Origin of the sequence: Paraburkholderia sp. USG1 (genome assembly GCF_031570135.1) — a bacterium.
GTDB lineage: Bacteria > Pseudomonadota > Gammaproteobacteria > Burkholderiales > Burkholderiaceae > Paraburkholderia > Paraburkholderia dioscoreae.
Genome location: NZ_JAMWXW010000007.1, coordinates 144,430 through 161,729, shown reverse-complemented (window position 1 = coordinate 161,729; position 17,300 = coordinate 144,430). Strand labels below are relative to the sequence as shown.

Below are 17,300 nucleotides of genomic sequence, written 5' to 3'. Positions count from 1 at the left end.
TCTGTTTGGGCAGCGCAGAATCTCGCTCGCACCGTCTGTTCACGGGCCGCAATTGTAAAGCGCTTCTAGTCTACAATATGATGCAAATACAACAGACAAGCGACCCTGTGGGCAATGGACACGGGGAGGTCGTTAGCGAGTGCCGGCTGATGATTTCAAATCAATTGAGCGGCCGCACAAAAACAGTATCGGGGGAACGGATGGAACAAGAGCCGCTATTTGACGAACGGTTTCTGAACAACTACGCGGGCGCTATTGTGTCCGACCCGCCAACCGCCATTGTTGAACTGGTCGCGAACTGTTGGGATGCCTACGCCACAGAAGTTCGCATTACTCTCCCAAGCGCGAGAAATGAACGCCACTTCAGGATTGAAGACAATGGCAACGGCATGACGCGCGACGAGTTTGAGTACATCTGGCGGACTTGGTCGTACAACCGCATTGCGGCTCAAGGGAAAAAGTCCTTGCCGCCCCAAGGTACCGCAGGCCTTCCGCGCGAGGTTTTTGGGAAGAACGGAAAGGGCAGGTTTGCTTCATTCTGCTTCGCTTCTGAATATATTGTTAGGTCCCGAAAGAACGGACAAGAGTTTGTTTGTCGCGTCGGGCGAACCAGCACCAAGCCCCTCGTTCTTGATGAAATCTCCTTTACCGCTCAAGGTGTGGAGGGGCACGGGACAATAATCGAAGGTGTCGGTGACATCCCGCAACTTCTCTTCACGGATGAGAAGGCCCGGGAGATTATCGGCAGCCGATTTCTCGCAAACCCCGCGTTCAAGGTGTCCATCGACTCAAAGCAGATAAGCTTTAACGACATCCCAACCTACCTGTCGCAAGAAGAGTTCAACGTAGAGGGCCTCGGAACCGTTCGAATCCTACACATAGATACAAAGAAAGCCGACAAGACGACGAAGCAGCACGGTATCGCTTGGTGGGTGCGGGGCCGTGCGGTTGGCCAGTGTAGCTGGAGTCCGAGCGACTACGAGCGTGTACTTGACGGCCGTACTTCCGAGGCAAAGCGCTACACGTTCATCGTTCAGGCGGACTTCTTGAACGACCACGATGCGGTGACTGAAGACTGGAGCGGCTTCGATGAGGACAATCTGGCTTGGTTGAGGACTCGCGAAGCGGTTCAAGACCGAATCCGAAACATAATCCACGAGGCGAGCAGAAGTGAGCGTGAGGCAACTAAGAGTGCAGTTATCGAGCGGGTCGGTAATGCCATCAACGCTCTTTCTCCTGTAAGCAAGGACCGCGTTTCATCTTTCATCGAGGAAGTAGTCGAGACGTGCCCGAATTTCGGCGAGAACGAGCTTGTCCAACTTACGACGATTCTGACCAAGCTCGAAAAGTCAAAGTCCCGCTATGGATTGCTCGACGTCCTGCAGAAGTGCGACCCGAGCGACTATGACAGCTTGCACGAAATCTTGACAGAGTGGAGCGTCAGCATGGCGAAGCTCGTCTTGGATGAAATCCAGAATCGACTAAAGCTCATAGCCGAATTACGCATCAAACTTAAGACGGTCGGCATCGACGAGGTTCACGAACTGCAGCCGCTGTTCGAGCGCGGTCTCTGGATGTTCGGGGCACAGTTTGAGTCCATCGACTTCACGTCAAACGTCGGGATGACGCAGGTCATCAAGACCATATTCAAAGACACCACGGGAAAAGGAAGTCGCAATCGACCGGATTTTGTAGCCCTCCCGGACGCCAGTGTTGGCTTTTACGCCCGTCCGTCCTATGACGAGAATCACGATGAGGACGGGGTCGACCAACTGGTCATCATCGACCTTAAGACAACGGGTTTGCCTCTCGGAAGCAAAGAGAAAGACCAGGTCTGGAAGTACGTAAAAGAGCTGCGGGCGCTCGGCTATATAAAGAAATTCACGAGAGTTGATGGGTTCGTTCTTGGAGATAAGATTGAAGATGGTGAGAACGAACCTATCAAGCACGGCGAAGAGGTAAAGATTTACCCAATGCTGTACGACACCATCTTGGTTCGTGCGGAAAAGCGGTTACTGAATCTGCACAGCCGGGTAAAGGATGCACCGTTCCTGATTACGCAACAGGAGCAACTCAAAAAGTTCATGGAGCCGCTCACTGTTCTTCAAATGGACCTAGTAGTCGACACGAATGAATGACAATGATGCTAAGCGACGCCGGTCGTGTGCGGGCGAGATGGCTTTGGCTCGCATGGCATCTGGTCTATGCTGCTCCGGAGTTCGGACATCCATTACTCAATCATTGGCGCGGTAGTGCCGCCAACGCAGACGGCGATTATTCGGACAAACCCAAACGTAGCCGGCTTGGCGGATTTGCAGCACCGCGGATGTCCACGCGAAACATTATCGCAGCCACGTCTGTGATGCATCAGGAAGCGGAGAAACTGGCGGGCAGGCTGTTCCGACGCTGTTAAGTTGAAAATACGGCGAATCAACAGATATCGGATGAGTTACCCCAATCGATAAAGGTCATCAGCACACTTGAATGAGTGGTACTGTTTCTACAATCATCCGGCGAATCTATTAGACGCTGCTTTTTTTCTGCAATCAAAATGCTGACAATCGACGTAAACCACGTGCGGCAAGGCTTTCTGAAGCTGATGCCATCTCCCGGGGACAAAGTCATCAAGCGGTTGTACGGAGTTGATGAGAAGATGGTCTTCTACTACGACGAGACCAACAACATCCGCAAACTCCATCTGAGGGAAGACGGACAGCCGAACAATCGAGAGATGAAAAATTTCATCCTCGGTGGTATCGCGCATCGGACGATGACACCGCTTCCAGATGTTGCTCCGCTACGCGAGGCGTTGAGAATCCAGAAGAGCGCGCCAGAGATTAAATTCGACCTCATCGCGAAGGGTGACTATCTCGATATTCTGCGCTCGGAGAAGTTGAAAATTTTTCTCCAATATCTGCTAAATAACAGAATCTACATCCACTACTACAACCTGAATCTGGTTTACTGGTCGTTGGTCGATATCATCGACTCGCTCTTCGCCGACCCCCGTTTTCTCCCGTTCGTGATTTATCATCGCGAAATCAAGAACGAACTTCATGCCATTGTCTCACGAGACCTGTTTTCGTTCCTTGCGCTTCTTCGGGCCTACGACTACCCGAATGTGGGCAAGAAGACATCGGAGTTTTCGGAGTCTGTCTTAGCGTTTCTGAATGCAACAGCAAAGACCCCACGAACACCAGCGGACTTGTGGCTGAAGTCTATGCTGAAAGAAGCGACAAAACTTGAGGAACTCGCGTTTCTCGTCGACAATGAAAGCCACGTCCTCATAGAGGGGCTGCATGATTTCTATGTACGTCCCGTCTGTCTTTTCAGGAAGTCAGAGCACATTTTCGATGAAGAGCTGACCGTTCAGAAGCAACTCGGCGACATCGAATTCATGAATGGAACCAGGCGTGTTTCATTCTCGTTCGTGAACTCGAAAGATTCGTTCGGAGTGCAACTGTCCGATGTTGTGTGCGGATTACTCGGTAAGCACTTCAACTTCATCGAGGAGAATTCGATGCCGGAGCTGCGCAAAGCAAAGGCAGCCTTGGACGAAACGCAACGCGGCAACTTGAAACTTCTGGAGAAGTTGATTGATGTCTCCGACAAGTTTAGCAACGGGATGATTTACAGAACCGTCCCTGAAGACAGTGATTTCAAGCATCAGGCATTCACTTTCGGGGAAGTGACTCCACCTCATCTCGGGTGATTCTTACTGAGTCGATTGAAGCAGCATCCGAAGTTCGCAATTTTCTACGAAGACACTTATGGCAGCTACAACAAACGGCCGCGGGTCGGGCCGAGACTTCAAGACGTTTTTCGGATTGACGGAGTTGCCCCCCCACCGGATGCGCCCGTACTCGGTACTTATCGTCCCTAGTGCTGAAAAGGTCAAGGGAGCGCGTTTCCAGATTCAGGTAGACATCCACGTCAAGTTTGACGGGGATGTAGACTCCATGAGTATGAGCGGGTTCTTCGGCTATGCGACTTCAGGTCTTTCGGAGCCAGCGGACGTCCGCTGGTTGGAAGACACGGTCAATGCTGCGAGCGATGAATTTGTGCCTGCCGAAGAATCGCAGCAGTTCTTTACGATGTTGCCAGCCATGGACGATTATCGGCGAATCGTGAGGGTGATGGGGCCGGACGTCGCATCGAAGGTGCTGCTCGCACTGAACGACTTGGTTGCTCTCACTGAGCTAAAGGCCCGCTCTGAGCTACCTAAAGTTGCTTCGGCAACACAGGTTTTCCAGAAGGCGTTCATTCGAACTGCGGAAGCGTTCTTCGCATACAAAAATGCTGGACCAATCCTCAAAGGCCTCGACTCGGAGCAAATCGGCCGTATGTCCGATGACATCGAAGTCAGATTCCAGCTAGCGGGTAAGAAGAACAGGCATGAACTCAAGTTCCGCTTTGACCACGGGGCGGAACTGCCAAAGCGCATCTCAGTGGTCATAGGGAAAAACGGAGTTGGAAAGAGCCAAGCACTTGGGCGAGTGGTGAATGCTGCCTTGGCAGGCGACGACAGCGCGTTGCGTGAGGCGACCACTCATGGGCGTGTCCTCATCAATCGTGTTCTTGCATTTGCGCCGACGAACGAATCGGCCTCCGTTTTCCCATCGGAGCGCAGGAAGAACCCGAAGGTCTGGTACAAGCGGTTTGCCTTGAATCGCGGAGGACGCGTGCGACGAGGCGCGGGAGTCGCCGACATGGTGCTACAGGTTGCACGCTCCGAAGGTCGCATCGGTAACTTCCAGAGGTGGCAGATATTTCTGACGGCGATTCAGTCCATTTCGGATTGGCAGCAGATTGCTCTCTTGAGGACTAACAAGGGCGACGACCCGGTCGCACTTTCGTTCCTTCGGGTCACGGACGAAGGCGACCGTGCACCCGACCTCAGTGTCGACGCCGAACATCCTATAGCTGAGGACAACCTGCTGGACCTGTTCGCATCTATCGATTTGAACAAGGACCCCATCCGCGAGGTAGATGGTCAGACTTTCGCCTTGAGCAGTGGAGAAATCTCGTTCTTGCGATTCGCGGCGCAGGCCAGTCTGTACATAGAAAACGGCTCGCTGCTGTTGCTGGACGAACCGGAGACACACCTACATCCGAATTTCATAAGCCAGTTCGTAGCTCTGCTGAACACAATGTTGGCCCAAACTGGGTCGGCTGCAATCATCGCAACTCACTCAGCCTACTTCGTACGTGAGGTTTTTCGGGAGCAGGTGAGTGTGCTCCGCACGACCGATGACGGTTTCGTTTTTATTGACCCGTTGAGGTTGCAGACATTTGGCGCGGATGTGGGGTCGATTTCGTACTTTGTATTTGGAGAGGACGAGCCCTCGAAGCTCGCGGCCGACGTCGAGCAGCGTCTGCTTAGCCGCTATGAGACTTGGGAGCAATTGTACGGCGCATATAAGGGAGAACTGTCTCCGGAGATATTGAGCTCACTGCGTCTGGCGCTCGAGAGGAGGCAGACGAATGAATAGGCTTACTCCGCCGGACATTGATGATGCTGCAGCATTCACTGCCTTGGCTAACAATCCGCGCGTAGGCAGCTTCCCTCGGTTGCAGGGTTCCGTACCCGCGGTCACGGCGGGGTATACCCAGTATCGAGCAGCGGCGGGAAACGGGTTTGCTGTGCAGGGAGTTCCGCTGGATGCGGAAGTTGAGACGCTCTTGAGGGCCCACTATCAGAAACCTCCAGCGGTCCTCAGATACATCAATGACATTCGTCTGGAGTCTGAGCACAGGGTCTGCCCGATGTGCGGTTCGTTACACAGCGGAACATTAGACCATCTGTTGCCAAAGGAGGACTACGCGGCCTTCGCCGTGTTCTCGCTGAATCTCGTTCCGGCATGTAAATGCAATACTCGGCGCGGTCGGGTTTTGCTTGGCAATGCTCCTGACGAGCGAATTCTGCATCCATATTTCGACGATTGTCTGTCTGACCGGTTGATTGCGGCACGATTTGATGACCTTGGGTTAATCCCGAGAGTGAGCTTGCAACTGTGCGTCTTTCCTGGCCACGCGCAATACGAGGCCATTTCATTTCACAAACGACTTATCGTCGAACGGACAGCAATTCTCCGGCATTTCGCAGATGGCTGGACTCGCCTTTGCCAGCGGCCGCGTCTGGCCGTTAGAGCATTGGCGATTACGCCCGCCAATCCGGAACAACTGCAGACTACGCTACTTGAAGAAGTGGAACTGCTCGACCAGGAGCACGGAGGGAAAAACAACTGGAATTCTGCTTTCGTAACGGGTCTGCTCGACCCTCATGTCATCGACTGGCTGTACGAGCGGCTGACAGCTCCAGATAGGGCGGCCGACGGGCCGCTGGTCACCTAACATTTCTGGAAGCTTCACGCGGATGTTTGCGGCCGTGCCGGTGCGCCGTCCCTGCCGTGACCGGTACGGCGTAGTTCGCGCACGAGAGCGTGTGAGGATGAGGCTCGGCACTGGGCAAAGCGGGTGCGCTCGTCGTCGAACGGGGCCGCCAATCGTTTGCTTTTGCGCTTTGGAGCTACTACCCTGATTTCGTGAAGGCGTCTTATTGGGCGCCGAAAGTCCGCAATTCGAGTGGAGGCAAAAATGGGGTTGGGAACGCAAGAAGCATCAGAGTGGCCAGAAACAGAAATCGGCGCCTTTCAAGAAGCGATATGGAAGCATGCTTTGAGCGGACGGGATGTCGGGACAAGACATCTTGAACCGCGTGCAATGCGGTTCGGCCAATGCTTTGCAGGGCGCCAGACCAACGAGCGCAACGCGGCGGCAAGCGTATTGGCAGCCGCGACCGGTATCCGGTTGAGTGAGGCGAGCGCGTTCTTGGGGCACCGGTCAAGTGAAGTAGCCGCTTCATACTTGCGGGTCACACTGGATAAAACGAGTGGCGCGGTGCAAGACGGGCGTAAGAGTGACCGGCAGGAATTGCAGCAATGGCTTTCGCGAGCGATGTTCGAAGCCGAGCCGGCTTTAGACATTCAAAATCCGTATCTCGGGCCAGTTGCGCTGAATCGTCAACAGGGGACCTCTGAGGCTTCACCGCTCACACGCGTCTACGCCGATATGGGTCGAACGGATGCCTTGCTAGCACATCTGGCGAGCCTAGACGCGCAACTGACCAAGGATAAGTAGTTTTGCTTCATAGGGGATAGACTGCGCCGGCGTAGCAAGCCGTCGGGGTTCGCACTCGCGCGCTTTACCGACCCCTCTGATTGATTTCGCAGTTCCCTGAAGACTTTTTCCGTATCGGCGACAATGCTGGTTGTCGCCGCCGCAGGCGGGAATGTCGTTCAGGAGCGAAGCCAGGTGAGCAGCAAGGTCGAAATTCACGTCGTGGACTCAATTTCGGAAGTCGACGCGGGCGAGTGGAACGCGCTCTCCGATGGCAATCCATTCGTACAGTACGAATTCCTTTCCGCGATGCACGAGACCGGCTGTGCGTCTGCGCATACCGGCTGGCAGCCCTTTTTTCTGCTGATGAAGAGGGGCGCTGACCTGGCCGGCGCGATGCCGCTCTACCTGAAATCACATTCGCGCGGGGAGTACGTCTTCGACCACGCGTGGGCGGATGCCTTCAAACGGCACGGCCTTCGCTATTACCCCAAGCTGCTGTCAGCGGTCCCGTTCTCGCCCGTAACGGGACCGCGGCTACTGGCGCCGACCCATGCAGACCGGGTCTTGCTGGCAAGGGGAGCTATTCAACTTGCGCAGCAGATGGACGTGTCATCGCTGCACGTGCTGTTTCCCCATGAGGCGGACCTTGAGGCGTTGACGGATGCTGGGTACATGCTCCGGGAGGGGGTCCAGTTTCACTGGGAAAATTTCAACTACGAAAGCTTCGACGACTTTTTGTCGAAGATGAGCCACGACAAGCGCAAGAAGGTAAAGCAAGACCGCCGCCGGGTTTTGGACGCCGGGGTGACGTTCAGCTGGCTACGCGGTGCGGACGTGGATGCGGATGCGCTGGATTTCTTCTACTCCTGCTACGAGAACACCTACAGGGAGCACTGGAACCCGCCATACCTGACCCGCGACTTTTTCGACCAGGTCCATGCCACCATGCCCGATGCGCTAATGCTGGTAGTCGCCGAGGTTGACGGCAACAGACTCGCCTGCGCGTTGAACGTCGTCGATGGCGACACGATGTACGGGCGCTATTGGGGGACCAAGGAGTTTGTCTCCGGCCTGCACTTCGAGACCTGTTACATGCAGGGCATCGAGTATTGCATCGTCAACGGCCTCGCGAGCTTCGAAGGTGGTGCGCAAGGTGTTCACAAGATGTCGCGTGGACTGCTTCCCACGCCTACGTGGTCAGCGCACTGGATTGCAGACAAGAGGTTTGCTCATGCCATCAGTGAGTTCCTCGACCAGGAAACGGCAGCGATGGATGAGCACATCGGGGAATTGGAAGCACATACGCCGTTCAAGCGACGTACTGATTGACGTAGTCTCAAAGAAGACGGACATATCGTGAGCTCGGACGAAGTGTTTATCGTTGCTCCGCTCTAGACGGACAATTCGTTGATTCGCTGGATGAGTGCAGAATTTTTCGCCCGTTCTTCTGCTATCAAAAGTTGAAGCTCCACGATGTCGTCATGCTGACGCTCTTCGACCGTCCGGAGGCTTGCCTTCTTGGTCGCACGTACGTATGCGCGCTGCGCTTCGCGGGTAGCATGGCCGAGTACTCGCGCAATTTCGTCAACTACATCGTCTAGAGCCAGAGACCTGCCCTCCCGAGTACGACGCTCGATGATTTCCTCTGCAATTTTTTGAGCCTTGTAGCGCCTGAATGAATGATAAGCAGCACGTTTTGGACGGCCCAATTCCCTCAGCGCCGCCGAAAAAATTCCAGATACCGACCGTGGTCTTAAAGGCTTGCCTTCGTTCGCACTGAGGAATATTCGGTACTGCGCCTGCTCTTCACTAATGCCGAGAGCCTGCATATGTTTCGTGCGGCTGGTCGAAATGTAGTTTTTGATAAAGTGCGCTAGCGGCCACGGCATGGAAAACGAAAACTGATATCCAATTTTTTGGTCTGGAGGACAGACTTCGAACGCGTCGGAGTTTTTCTGTGCATCAAAAGCCTTATCCGAAAATTGCTCTGTTCTCAGCGAATTGCTGCTGCCGACGCGCCAGCCTTCGTACTCCCCTAACCGAAGAAAGAGAACGTTGCGTTCGGCGGCGAAGAGTCCATGCTTTTCGCGAAAAATCTCCTCGACTTGTCGAATGTCTTCGTCGGTCGCCCAATATTGACTCTCGTCTATGCGTGCATTTTCACCAATCCCACGGTAACAGAGCGGGTAATTCAGTTTGCTCGAATTTTGTTGGTCCACGTCGCACGGCAGAGCTGAGGTAACCCGACAATTTCTTGGTCCGATTGTCCGCTTTGGAATTCGTCGGTTTTCCTGACACCAGGCGAGCATGTCATATACATGGCGAAGTTTAATGTTGGTGGTCCTCGCAGCAGGATGCTCCCGGCCATGTCCGCTCGGATGTACTAGAGTCTTGTTAAAGGCGTCATTTCGAAACATCAATAGGAGCTTCTGGTCGACATTTGTCAGCCTCCGGCGCCGCTTCTGCAAAAAGTCGCAAAAAGCTGTCACTGCATATGTCGCGGCCTGCGTCTCCGACCATGCACGTTTGGGGTCAAATCGCTCTGCGCTCGTTTGGACGATGCTATGCAAATAAGAAGTAAAGGGTTCGAGGAGTCTGCCTTCCTGGTCGCGCAGACTCGGGTACCGCAACCCTTTGACGTTTGACCAAATCAGAAGGAGGCCGCTACTGATATTCATATGCTCACTCCGAGGTGCTGCGCGCCACGCTCGCTGCAATCAGCATACTACGGAATCCGGCAATCGAGGCGCCTGGCGGCGGCTCTCGGAACTCCTTATCGAACTCGAACTCTGGACGTTGTTCACTGACGACTAGCACCCCTCTCCGGGCGTGAGAGATGGCCCGCGACATTAACAGTTGCGCCTGTGTTCGGTCGTGGTCACTGGCGAGGGCGATGACGGCATAGTCGACGCAGCCAAGGAAGGGGGCCCGCAACGGTACGGCGTATGAAAGGGCACAATTCGACAGATGTTCGGGAGTGACCGTCACCGTCCCAACATTTCCTACATCAATCGTCTCATACGCGATGTCACCATGTGATGGATGAAAGTATGAGGCGTTGTCGCTCGTCGAAAGCACACCTCGCGTGCCGGCAATTAATCCACGCTCAAGGTCAGACCTCAACATCACTATTGGGTCGCCGTCAGAGGCGGATTGCAGATTCTGTATCTTGACGACGTGCGTACGCTCGCCTTGCATTGCGCGCAATTCGGCTGTCTCGTTGTGAAACTGCATATTCCATCTTATAGCTTCAGCAGCGTGTGTCGTGAACAGGACCGCTGAGCCAAAGTGCGCGCACTCACGGAAGGCGGCGGCGGTCGCGGACGCTTCGCGAGCTGGCGGTGTTTCGAGCCAGTAGATAGACGTCGGCCGCACGCGAGGGACGAAGGTCGAAGCTTGGACGCCGATGTGCTTGAAGTCTGGCTTGCCCACAATAATGTCCGGCTTAGCAAAAGATGCCAGCGACTCGAGCGATAGAACGTTACTGACTCCAAGGTCTGCGAAGACAGAGAGTCCGTCGGTTTGAGCAGGATAGCCGTGTGCTCGCCCGAGCATTCTGATTCGGGAAGCGTTGCGCAACCGGTGCAGCAGCTTGTTCAGTGTAACAAAGCTCAATTGGTCGGCATCGTGAACAATGACGTCAGCGCCCTCACACGATAAATGTGGCTCCGCATCCCGAAGCACGTCGCTTGCTGCAGCGGCAACATGTGCCAACCGCGCGATGAGGCTCGTGGTCTCACTGTCCGCGACTCCAAGAATATGGACTACACAACGATGGCTCTGAGCAAGAATCAAAATTGCAGAATCGATAGTAAGAGAGGGTGCGCTGATGATTTCAACAGATTGAGCCTGTTTTTCGGGTACGGCAACCAAAGCTCGCGTTGTGACGAGCGATGCGCACAGCGCGCGCTGAATAATTTCGACCCCTGCGGAGTGAAGGTGTCGTGTACCTCTTTCAATTGCAACATAAGCGACCTTAGCCGCGACCGCTTTCTTTATCGCCGCAGTGGCTGCAGATTTACTACCGAGACGGACTGAGAGGCGGTCGATGACATACGAATATGGAACTGAAACTCTGCCGCGACGCTGCATGTCAAGGAGAAGATGGTTGCAAGCAGCAATAAGACGAACTTCCGGAGGAGTTTTCGTACTCAATGTAGAAGCTAACCGCTCGAGGTCGTTCCATTTTAGAAAAGGGGCTAGCCGGTACGGATTATCAAGAATCAGCCCATACGCCGAGACACCGAAGAGGTTGTGGAGTTTTGTCGCAACCCTCGGATGAATCCAGTAAGGTGCTAGCAAATCATTGATTTGCGCCAGCGACCAGTAGCGTGACCAGCCTTCAACCAGCGCTTTGCACTTTTCTCTCCGGATTCCGTGGACTCGCAACATTTCAACGTCTCCAAGGTCGAGTGCTTCAACCAATGACGTACCGTGTCCCCTCCGTAGATTACGCGCATCTCGTACGGTCAGCGCGCCGAACAGTCCGGTTTTCCCGAGAAAATGAACCAAACCCAGGCCACTCGGCTTGCACCGCGTAGCCTCGATTGCTTTGAATTGTCGACCGTATACAGGGCTTTCAAACCAGTGGCCTTTAATGTTCCACGATTCGCCAATTATCGGTCGCTCCAGGAAAAGCGGGGCGTCGGCAACGACCACTACGACGCCTGTGCGTTTTGTTCCAATAAATTGGGACAATTCGAGCGCAGAAATTGCGCCTCCGAAGGCTCCATGGGAGAGCAGTCGAACGATATTTCCCCTACAATTTTTTAGCTCGGTCATTGCGCCTCAGCTTACAACGATGCCAAAGTTCTCAAGGTATTGCAGTACATAGACCCGTCGTTCGGAGTCGCTCAATTTGAGGGCAAGGTCCGAGTTTTCGAGACGCAATCGCTCCGTCTCGTTAGCTGAATCAGGTATTTTTTTTAAGTTCGTGGTGGCTGTGGTGGCGTAAAGGAGAACGCTAGCATCGAGCTGTTTAAAGATTTTTTTTAGTGCAGAGTTCGTTCGAATCGTGGACGGAGGAATCCCTACTTGTTCACACACGCGAGAGCGCGCGACTTTTCCGAATTGATTGAGCGGAATTTGGTCGGGCGTCATTTGCTTGACCCAGATGCGCAGCCGTTCCGCATTGTTTCGTCCGCGCTCTTGTGTTGAGCTACGATTCTTTAGTCGCTTCATCATTTTCTAGTTCTCGATTTCAAGGGAGTCAGCTTCCTTAGCGTTTTCGTGAGCTCAGAAATCTTGGCTTCGAGCTCTGCTTTCTCTTCTTTCCACTGAACCCTGTTTCGTTTGTGCGCGTCCTTTTCATCTCGCAATTTTTTAACAGCATCGTGTCGTTGCATTGTTAGTTCGACCACATCGCATTCCTGTCTGCAAATTAATTTTTCTAACCGAGAAATTTCCTGACTTTGTCGTTCAATTGTCAGAGACTTATTCGAATTCTCAATCTGACTGACGGAGTTGGATTTCAGTTTGGATAGCGTCTGTTCGATTTCGTCGTTTAGCGTGGAGTGATACGTTTGGGAGAGGGTTGTGCGGCTGCAGCGGTGCAGGGAGCCAAGTTGTTCCCGAACGGAACGACAATTTTGGCTTCCATCCCATAGTGCGAATGCCTTGATGTATGTTGGAAAGTAGTCCAACACTTTTTCGTCGTTTTCATCTAGGCAAGTTTGACCTGTTAAGTCGTCAGTTTTCCATGGGATTCCATCACACGACCACAATTGCAATATCTTAAGCTTGTCTTCGATGTGCTTCGTCGCGAGGATTCTCGCTGGTGAGTTCGAGGGCAGACCAGTGTCACTCACGGGAATCTCCTTGGAATGTTTGGACCCATGTGACCTCTAGAAGTCTAAACTGAGCTCGCGTTTCCTCGCTCAGAGTGCGCTCCAGTGAAATCAGGTCTGCGAGCCTCTTTGCATGGGACGCATGCCTCGCTCGAATTGCCGGAGGTAGTTGAAAGTCCTCAGATTTAGCGAGCGATGCCTCCACGTCTGCACCCAATACGGCGAGATTATTTTCGTTGTTTAGGTTGTGGATGCACCTGTGACATTTTTCGGGGGAAGCGTCTTCCTTATGAAGTTCGCCCTCCCTGAAGCAATTCCCCATTTTTTTCGTGTGAGTTGGATTTCGGGCCATGCAAATGCAGTGTGGTAAGGGGTCGGCTTCGTAGCCTCGGTGCTGAAGGATGTCAGTAACAACTTTGGATTTGTCCCTGACGTCCGCAAGTCGAAAGGAGGCCGAAGCCGATAGGCGCTTGGCAAGGCGCAATACCAATCGTGGGAAAAATCCGCCAGCTGTTGACCCGTCGAACATCTCCTTCACTTTTTCCGCGAGGTAGGCGGTACGTCCCTCGACTATCGACTGTTGCACACTGGCGGCTTCGGCTTTTCTTCTCGCAAGGGCTACTCGAACCTTCGGTGTGGTCTTTCCGTTGGGAGCATCGGTGTAGTACGGTAGGGTCTGGTCTGGAGAGTAGTGGCGATGCTGGCGTGAGAGCGCTAGTAATTCTGCACAGTCGTATCGATGCATAAACAGACAAGAGAACATACGCCGATACGGGAGCAGTCGATGAGCGAACTTCGAATAGTCGACGTTCGCCAGCCGGAAGAACTCCTTTAGGCTCTGTCGCAAGCCAAATTCAAAACGCTGCCCTCGCAAGCCAAGTACTGTGAGAGGGCGACTGGTGAAAAGCTTGTGGCGCCGCCCCTCCTCTCTATCGGACGGGACCATTACTGGGGGCGCATCCAACCCGCGCAGTTCATGGTAGATGTCGATAAGGAATGAAACCGCATCAGCGACGAGGTCATTGCAGGGGAAGTCATCGTAATCTTGAATGGTCTTTTCGACGTAGAACTCTATTGACCACTCCTCAAAACCGTTGCCGATACTCCGGAGAGAACTTAGTGATAGACCGTACGGAACTCCGTGACCGATGACCTCGTTCGACCGACGACCATGGTTTGATGCGATAAGCACAAACATTGCACTCTGCGCGGTCGTAACCAAACCGGAAAGAGACTCAACACCCTGCGCTAGTCCGATGCTTTGATAAGGAAAGAGACCGTCGACATTCAGATGGGCGTAGCAGGCAGCCACGTGCGCTGCGACTCTTTGGTTGATTGCCTCTGGGCCGACAGAAGGCGAATCCTTCATCGACTTCACGAGCACTTCGCGAGCAGCTGAGAGAAGCTCCACGAAGGCTTCTCGCCGGTCGTATAACCATTTGATGCTCTCGTTCAGCAGCTTGAGATAGTCAATGGTTTCGATGTCGGCAGAACGTTGTGGCGCGTAGGGAGCGAGACGTTCAGCTTGAGCAGTTACCCCAGGGCACGGTAGGAAATTAAGACAATCCGCGCCGTCCGTATGTGCCGCCAAGTAGTTGAGCGCGTACATGGTCTTTGCAAGCTCAGAGTAGCGCTCTGGCGCCTTGCGCCGACCAACCTTTTTCGGAGGACGTCGTCTGTCGCCGGAGAGGAGTCTTACCCGGCGTCGAAACCAAAGCGGATACCCGACCCACGGTCGAGGAATTCCTATCGTTTGTTCAACCTTGTCTAAATTTAGGGTGTACTCGGCAAGATGGCCTGCGCCCGTGAACTCTGCGGCAAGACCGGGGGTGTCCTTCATTCGTTGCAAGAGAAGAACCAAACTACGACCGTGATGGAGCACTCGCTCCCAGGATTGAACCGATAATCTAATTATCAGGCGGTCGACTGCTGGCGGCGTAACGTCGTGTAGGTTGTAGAAACCGTTGCGCAACATCCAAATGAAAATGCGAGTTAGCGTCCGCACAAGGGGGCCGACGGCGCTGGCGACCTCGCCTTTGTGATGCTTCGAGACGCATTGATTGACGGCGTACTTGACAACGTCTTTAAGATTTCGAAAGTGCGTTAAGGGGACGGGGCCCTCGTATATGCCCACACCACCGCAATCGAGCCAGATTGCGCGAAGGTCGACTCGAATTATCTTAGGGTCCCGTGCACTATGATGGGCTACGTTGATGCGCAGAACGTCTTCCTCCCAATCCGAAAGGTATCTGCTATGTTTTCGTATGCTCGACCAATTGGACCTGCCTTGGCCCACCTCGGACGGCTGTAAGGCCGCGTTTAGGTCAACGTCGACCATAGGGTCTCGGTGACTGACGTCGCAGGCGAACCCATCAGAATCGGGTTTGCCGCTATCCGTTGAGCGGGTTTGCGACGAAGGGCCATGGTTCACGATACTTCTCCTCAAGTTGCATCAACAATGCGGAGTGAGTGCTTCCCCGGATAACATTCCGAAGGGCTACGCAGGTAACGATTCGCGGGAGATGACGTTTGATAAAGCGCTCAGGCGAGGCCGTCGAAAGTTCGCCAAAGTTGTCGCGATAGAAGGCGTATTGCGCTGCGCAATGATGAATCTCGATTACTCCAATTTCCAGCTTCATTTCGCCGCTGGCGTCTAGCCACTTATCGATGAGTGATTGCTCGCCTTCGCTTTGAAACGGGCTAATCGGAAAAAGGAGGTCTTTGTCAATAAAATCATTGGAAATATTTTTGGATATTAAGATGTCTTCTCGGCCACAAGAGAAAAGAATGGACGCTTGTAGCTTTTTCATGAATCTCAATATATTCGCGTCGCAAAGTGCATTGATGATGCTGGACCGAAGATAATCGCTTGTCGTTGCTAGACTTCTGTGTCGGAGGAGAGCATTTGCTAAATGTATTCCACCATTGGGCCGCAAATATGCAGCGTGCGCTCCAATGGTTCGAATGTCTTTGAGGGATAGCCGAGGAAGATTATGGTGTTTGCAAAATTCGAGAATCGCTGTATCCTGAACCGCATAAACAAAAATAGATTCAGAATGCTTGCCGAGTCTCAAGGATGAAAAAAGGTGCGCTTTTTCAATTTCAGTAAATATTTTTATGCGCTCTTGATTTGCCAATAGCAGTTTTAATGCCCTTACTGCTTCGCTGTCTGTAATTTCAACATCTTCAGATTCGCGGGCCAGGATTTCAAGTTCGGCTTCAAGCGAATCGTCTTGTTCTAATTTGAAATCTTGAGGCTGATTTCCTCTGCCTTTCAACCCAGTCAGATGAAAGCCGGATTTTGTTGTTTGGATGTCGGCGCGGGTCAGTGAGTAGAGTGTGTCAGCGTTCCAGGTGCTTTCTAGCGTGAGTAGTATCGAGCAGGCGGTAACGGCTAGTCGTGGCAAATAGTAATCTGAAAGTGCTGCAGCCAGCAGTTCATGAGACGATTTGGTAGTTGCTACGAGAGGGTAGAGCGCTGTTATCCCCGACAGTCGAAGAGTTCGCGCGGTTAGATTGTTATAGATTTGAAAACGCTCTATGGCGTCACATATTATCCACAATCTATCTTCCTCGGTCATTTTTTCATAAACTTCTTTCTTCATGCACGGAATATTTCCGCGCTCTAAGGACTTCTTTGAACGTTTATCCAGTGCAGGGGCGTTCCGATACTTTGTTTCCAAAAGAAGTCGTACGAGTGATTCGTGTGCGTCTAGAGTTTCTTTGCATTTTGAAATAAGCAAGGCTTTCGTTTTTTCAATTTTTTTGTATGCATTTTTGTTTCTCTCTTCAATGCTATTGAAGTCTTGTTGAGAAATAGGCGTCCGGAGGTCTGCATCTGTACTGTCCGGTACGTGAAATTCGCTCCATAGAGATATGACTCCGCGAGGTGGTATTGGGAAGCGGGAGGAGAATTTGAAATTACTAATATATCGATTGTCTTTAAGGGGGAGGTTGCAATTCTTAAGGATTGAGCGGGCATTAACAGAGTCGGTGTACAGTGATTTGGTATTTCTCCTTGCCAGCACATCTTCAATCAAGCCGAAAATCTCTAATATATCGGCGGAGCCTAGTTCGTGTATTTTGGTACCGAGTAGCTGAGTAAGCTTTAAAGGAAGCGGCGCTAGATTTAGCACGCGGCGCAAGCAGTTCAACGTCGCCCTTCCGATGGGGCATTCTGTTGCGAGCAGTGCTGTCTCGAGTAATCCTCCGCGAGCTATGCCTAATTCGTCGAAGTCGATGAGGACAGGGGCTCGGGCAATGCTGCGTCCGGTGTCGCGCGCTCTGGTCAGCATCAGGACCCCGGTGGGCGTCACGGTGTGCTGAAGTGGTGAGTCGGCGTCGACGTCCATTGCTGACCTATGCGGTTAGTTATTGACCTACCCGGAAAGG

12 protein-coding genes are annotated in these 17,300 nt (G+C 53.0%); 6 read left to right on the top strand and 6 right to left on the bottom strand.

What is annotated here, in order from left to right; translation table 11 throughout:
• Positions 1 to 149 precede the first annotated feature (149 nt).
• The 6 genes from NE850_RS11915 to NE850_RS11890 all read left to right on the top strand — a co-directional run bounded on the left by NE850_RS11915 (position 150) and on the right by NE850_RS11890 (position 8,451).
• Positions 150 to 2,138 carry an ATP-binding protein gene (locus NE850_RS11915; protein WP_232064119.1) on the top strand — a complete coding sequence of 663 codons (1,989 nt, stop codon included), beginning with the start codon at positions 150 to 152 and terminating at the stop codon, positions 2,136 to 2,138.
• 413 nt (positions 2,139 to 2,551) lie between these two features.
• Complete coding sequence (locus NE850_RS11910) at positions 2,552 to 3,712, top strand: DUF3800 domain-containing protein (RefSeq protein WP_165185297.1); 1,161 nt, start codon at positions 2,552 to 2,554, stop codon at positions 3,710 to 3,712.
• 58 nt (positions 3,713 to 3,770) lie between these two features.
• Positions 3,771 to 5,492: an AAA family ATPase gene (locus tag NE850_RS11905; RefSeq protein ID WP_310698789.1), complete on the top strand. Its 1,722-nt coding sequence runs from the start codon at positions 3,771 to 3,773 to the stop codon at positions 5,490 to 5,492.
• The gene (locus NE850_RS11900; RefSeq protein WP_165185303.1) at positions 5,485 to 6,354 is read left to right on the top strand and encodes a hypothetical protein; all 870 of its coding nucleotides are present in this window, start codon (positions 5,485 to 5,487) and stop codon (positions 6,352 to 6,354) included. The genes NE850_RS11905 and NE850_RS11900 overlap by 8 nt, the downstream gene beginning before the upstream one ends.
• 243 nt (positions 6,355 to 6,597) lie before the next feature.
• On the top strand, positions 6,598 to 7,140 hold the full coding sequence (locus tag NE850_RS11895; protein WP_165185306.1) for a hypothetical protein: 543 nt from the start codon (positions 6,598 to 6,600) through the stop codon (positions 7,138 to 7,140).
• A 174-nt stretch (positions 7,141 to 7,314) separates the two neighbouring features.
• Positions 7,315 to 8,451 (top strand): GNAT family N-acetyltransferase, encoded by a 1,137-nt coding sequence (locus tag NE850_RS11890; protein ID WP_165185309.1) that lies wholly within the window; start codon positions 7,315 to 7,317, stop codon positions 8,449 to 8,451.
• A 62-nt stretch (positions 8,452 to 8,513) separates the two neighbouring features.
• Here NE850_RS11890 and NE850_RS11885 read toward each other — a convergent pair whose 3' ends face one another.
• From NE850_RS11885 to NE850_RS11860, 6 genes are all read right to left on the bottom strand, one after another.
• Positions 8,514 to 9,800, bottom strand: coding sequence for a hypothetical protein (locus NE850_RS11885; protein ID WP_165185311.1), 1,287 nt, complete (start codon positions 9,798 to 9,800; stop codon positions 8,514 to 8,516).
• Between the two features lie 4 nt (positions 9,801 to 9,804).
• Positions 9,805 to 11,904: a helix-hairpin-helix domain-containing protein gene (locus NE850_RS11880; RefSeq protein WP_165185314.1), complete on the bottom strand. Its 2,100-nt coding sequence runs from the start codon at positions 11,902 to 11,904 to the stop codon at positions 9,805 to 9,807.
• A gap of 6 nt (positions 11,905 to 11,910) precedes the next feature.
• Positions 11,911 to 12,306: a hypothetical protein gene (locus tag NE850_RS11875; RefSeq protein WP_165185317.1), complete on the bottom strand. Its 396-nt coding sequence runs from the start codon at positions 12,304 to 12,306 to the stop codon at positions 11,911 to 11,913.
• Positions 12,303 to 12,929, bottom strand: a complete 627-nt coding sequence (locus NE850_RS11870; protein ID WP_165185320.1) for a hypothetical protein — start codon at positions 12,927 to 12,929, stop codon at positions 12,303 to 12,305. The genes NE850_RS11875 and NE850_RS11870 overlap by 4 nt, the downstream gene beginning before the upstream one ends.
• Positions 12,922 to 14,748, bottom strand: coding sequence for a hypothetical protein (locus NE850_RS11865; protein WP_165185323.1), 1,827 nt, complete (start codon positions 14,746 to 14,748; stop codon positions 12,922 to 12,924). Before NE850_RS11865 ends, NE850_RS11870 begins: the two co-directional genes overlap by 8 nt.
• 550 nt (positions 14,749 to 15,298) lie before the next feature.
• On the bottom strand, positions 15,299 to 17,260 hold the full coding sequence (locus NE850_RS11860; protein WP_165185326.1) for a hypothetical protein: 1,962 nt from the start codon (positions 17,258 to 17,260) through the stop codon (positions 15,299 to 15,301).
• Between the last annotated feature and the right edge of the window lie 40 nt (positions 17,261 to 17,300).

Excerpts from the sequence above, each read along its gene's own strand:
- NE850_RS11860 (WP_165185326.1), bottom strand. The coding sequence starts at position 17,260 with ATGGACGTCGACGCCGACTCACCACTTCAGCACACCGTGACGCCCACC.
- NE850_RS11885 (WP_165185311.1), bottom strand. The coding sequence starts at position 9,800 with ATGAATATCAGTAGCGGCCTCCTTCTGATTTGGTCAAACGTCAAAGGG.
- NE850_RS11910 (WP_165185297.1), top strand. The coding sequence starts at position 2,552 with ATGCTGACAATCGACGTAAACCACGTGCGGCAAGGCTTTCTGAAGCTG.
- NE850_RS11900 (WP_165185303.1), top strand. The coding sequence starts at position 5,485 with ATGAATAGGCTTACTCCGCCGGACATTGATGATGCTGCAGCATTCACT.
- NE850_RS11905 (WP_310698789.1), top strand. The coding sequence starts at position 3,771 with ATGGCAGCTACAACAAACGGCCGCGGGTCGGGCCGAGACTTCAAGACG.
- NE850_RS11895 (WP_165185306.1), top strand. The coding sequence starts at position 6,598 with ATGGGGTTGGGAACGCAAGAAGCATCAGAGTGGCCAGAAACAGAAATC.
- NE850_RS11915 (WP_232064119.1), top strand. The coding sequence starts at position 150 with ATGATTTCAAATCAATTGAGCGGCCGCACAAAAACAGTATCGGGGGAA.
- NE850_RS11865 (WP_165185323.1), bottom strand. The coding sequence starts at position 14,748 with ATGAAGGACACCCCCGGTCTTGCCGCAGAGTTCACGGGCGCAGGCCAT.
- NE850_RS11875 (WP_165185317.1), bottom strand. The coding sequence starts at position 12,306 with ATGATGAAGCGACTAAAGAATCGTAGCTCAACACAAGAGCGCGGACGA.
- NE850_RS11880 (WP_165185314.1), bottom strand. The coding sequence starts at position 11,904 with ATGACCGAGCTAAAAAATTGTAGGGGAAATATCGTTCGACTGCTCTCC.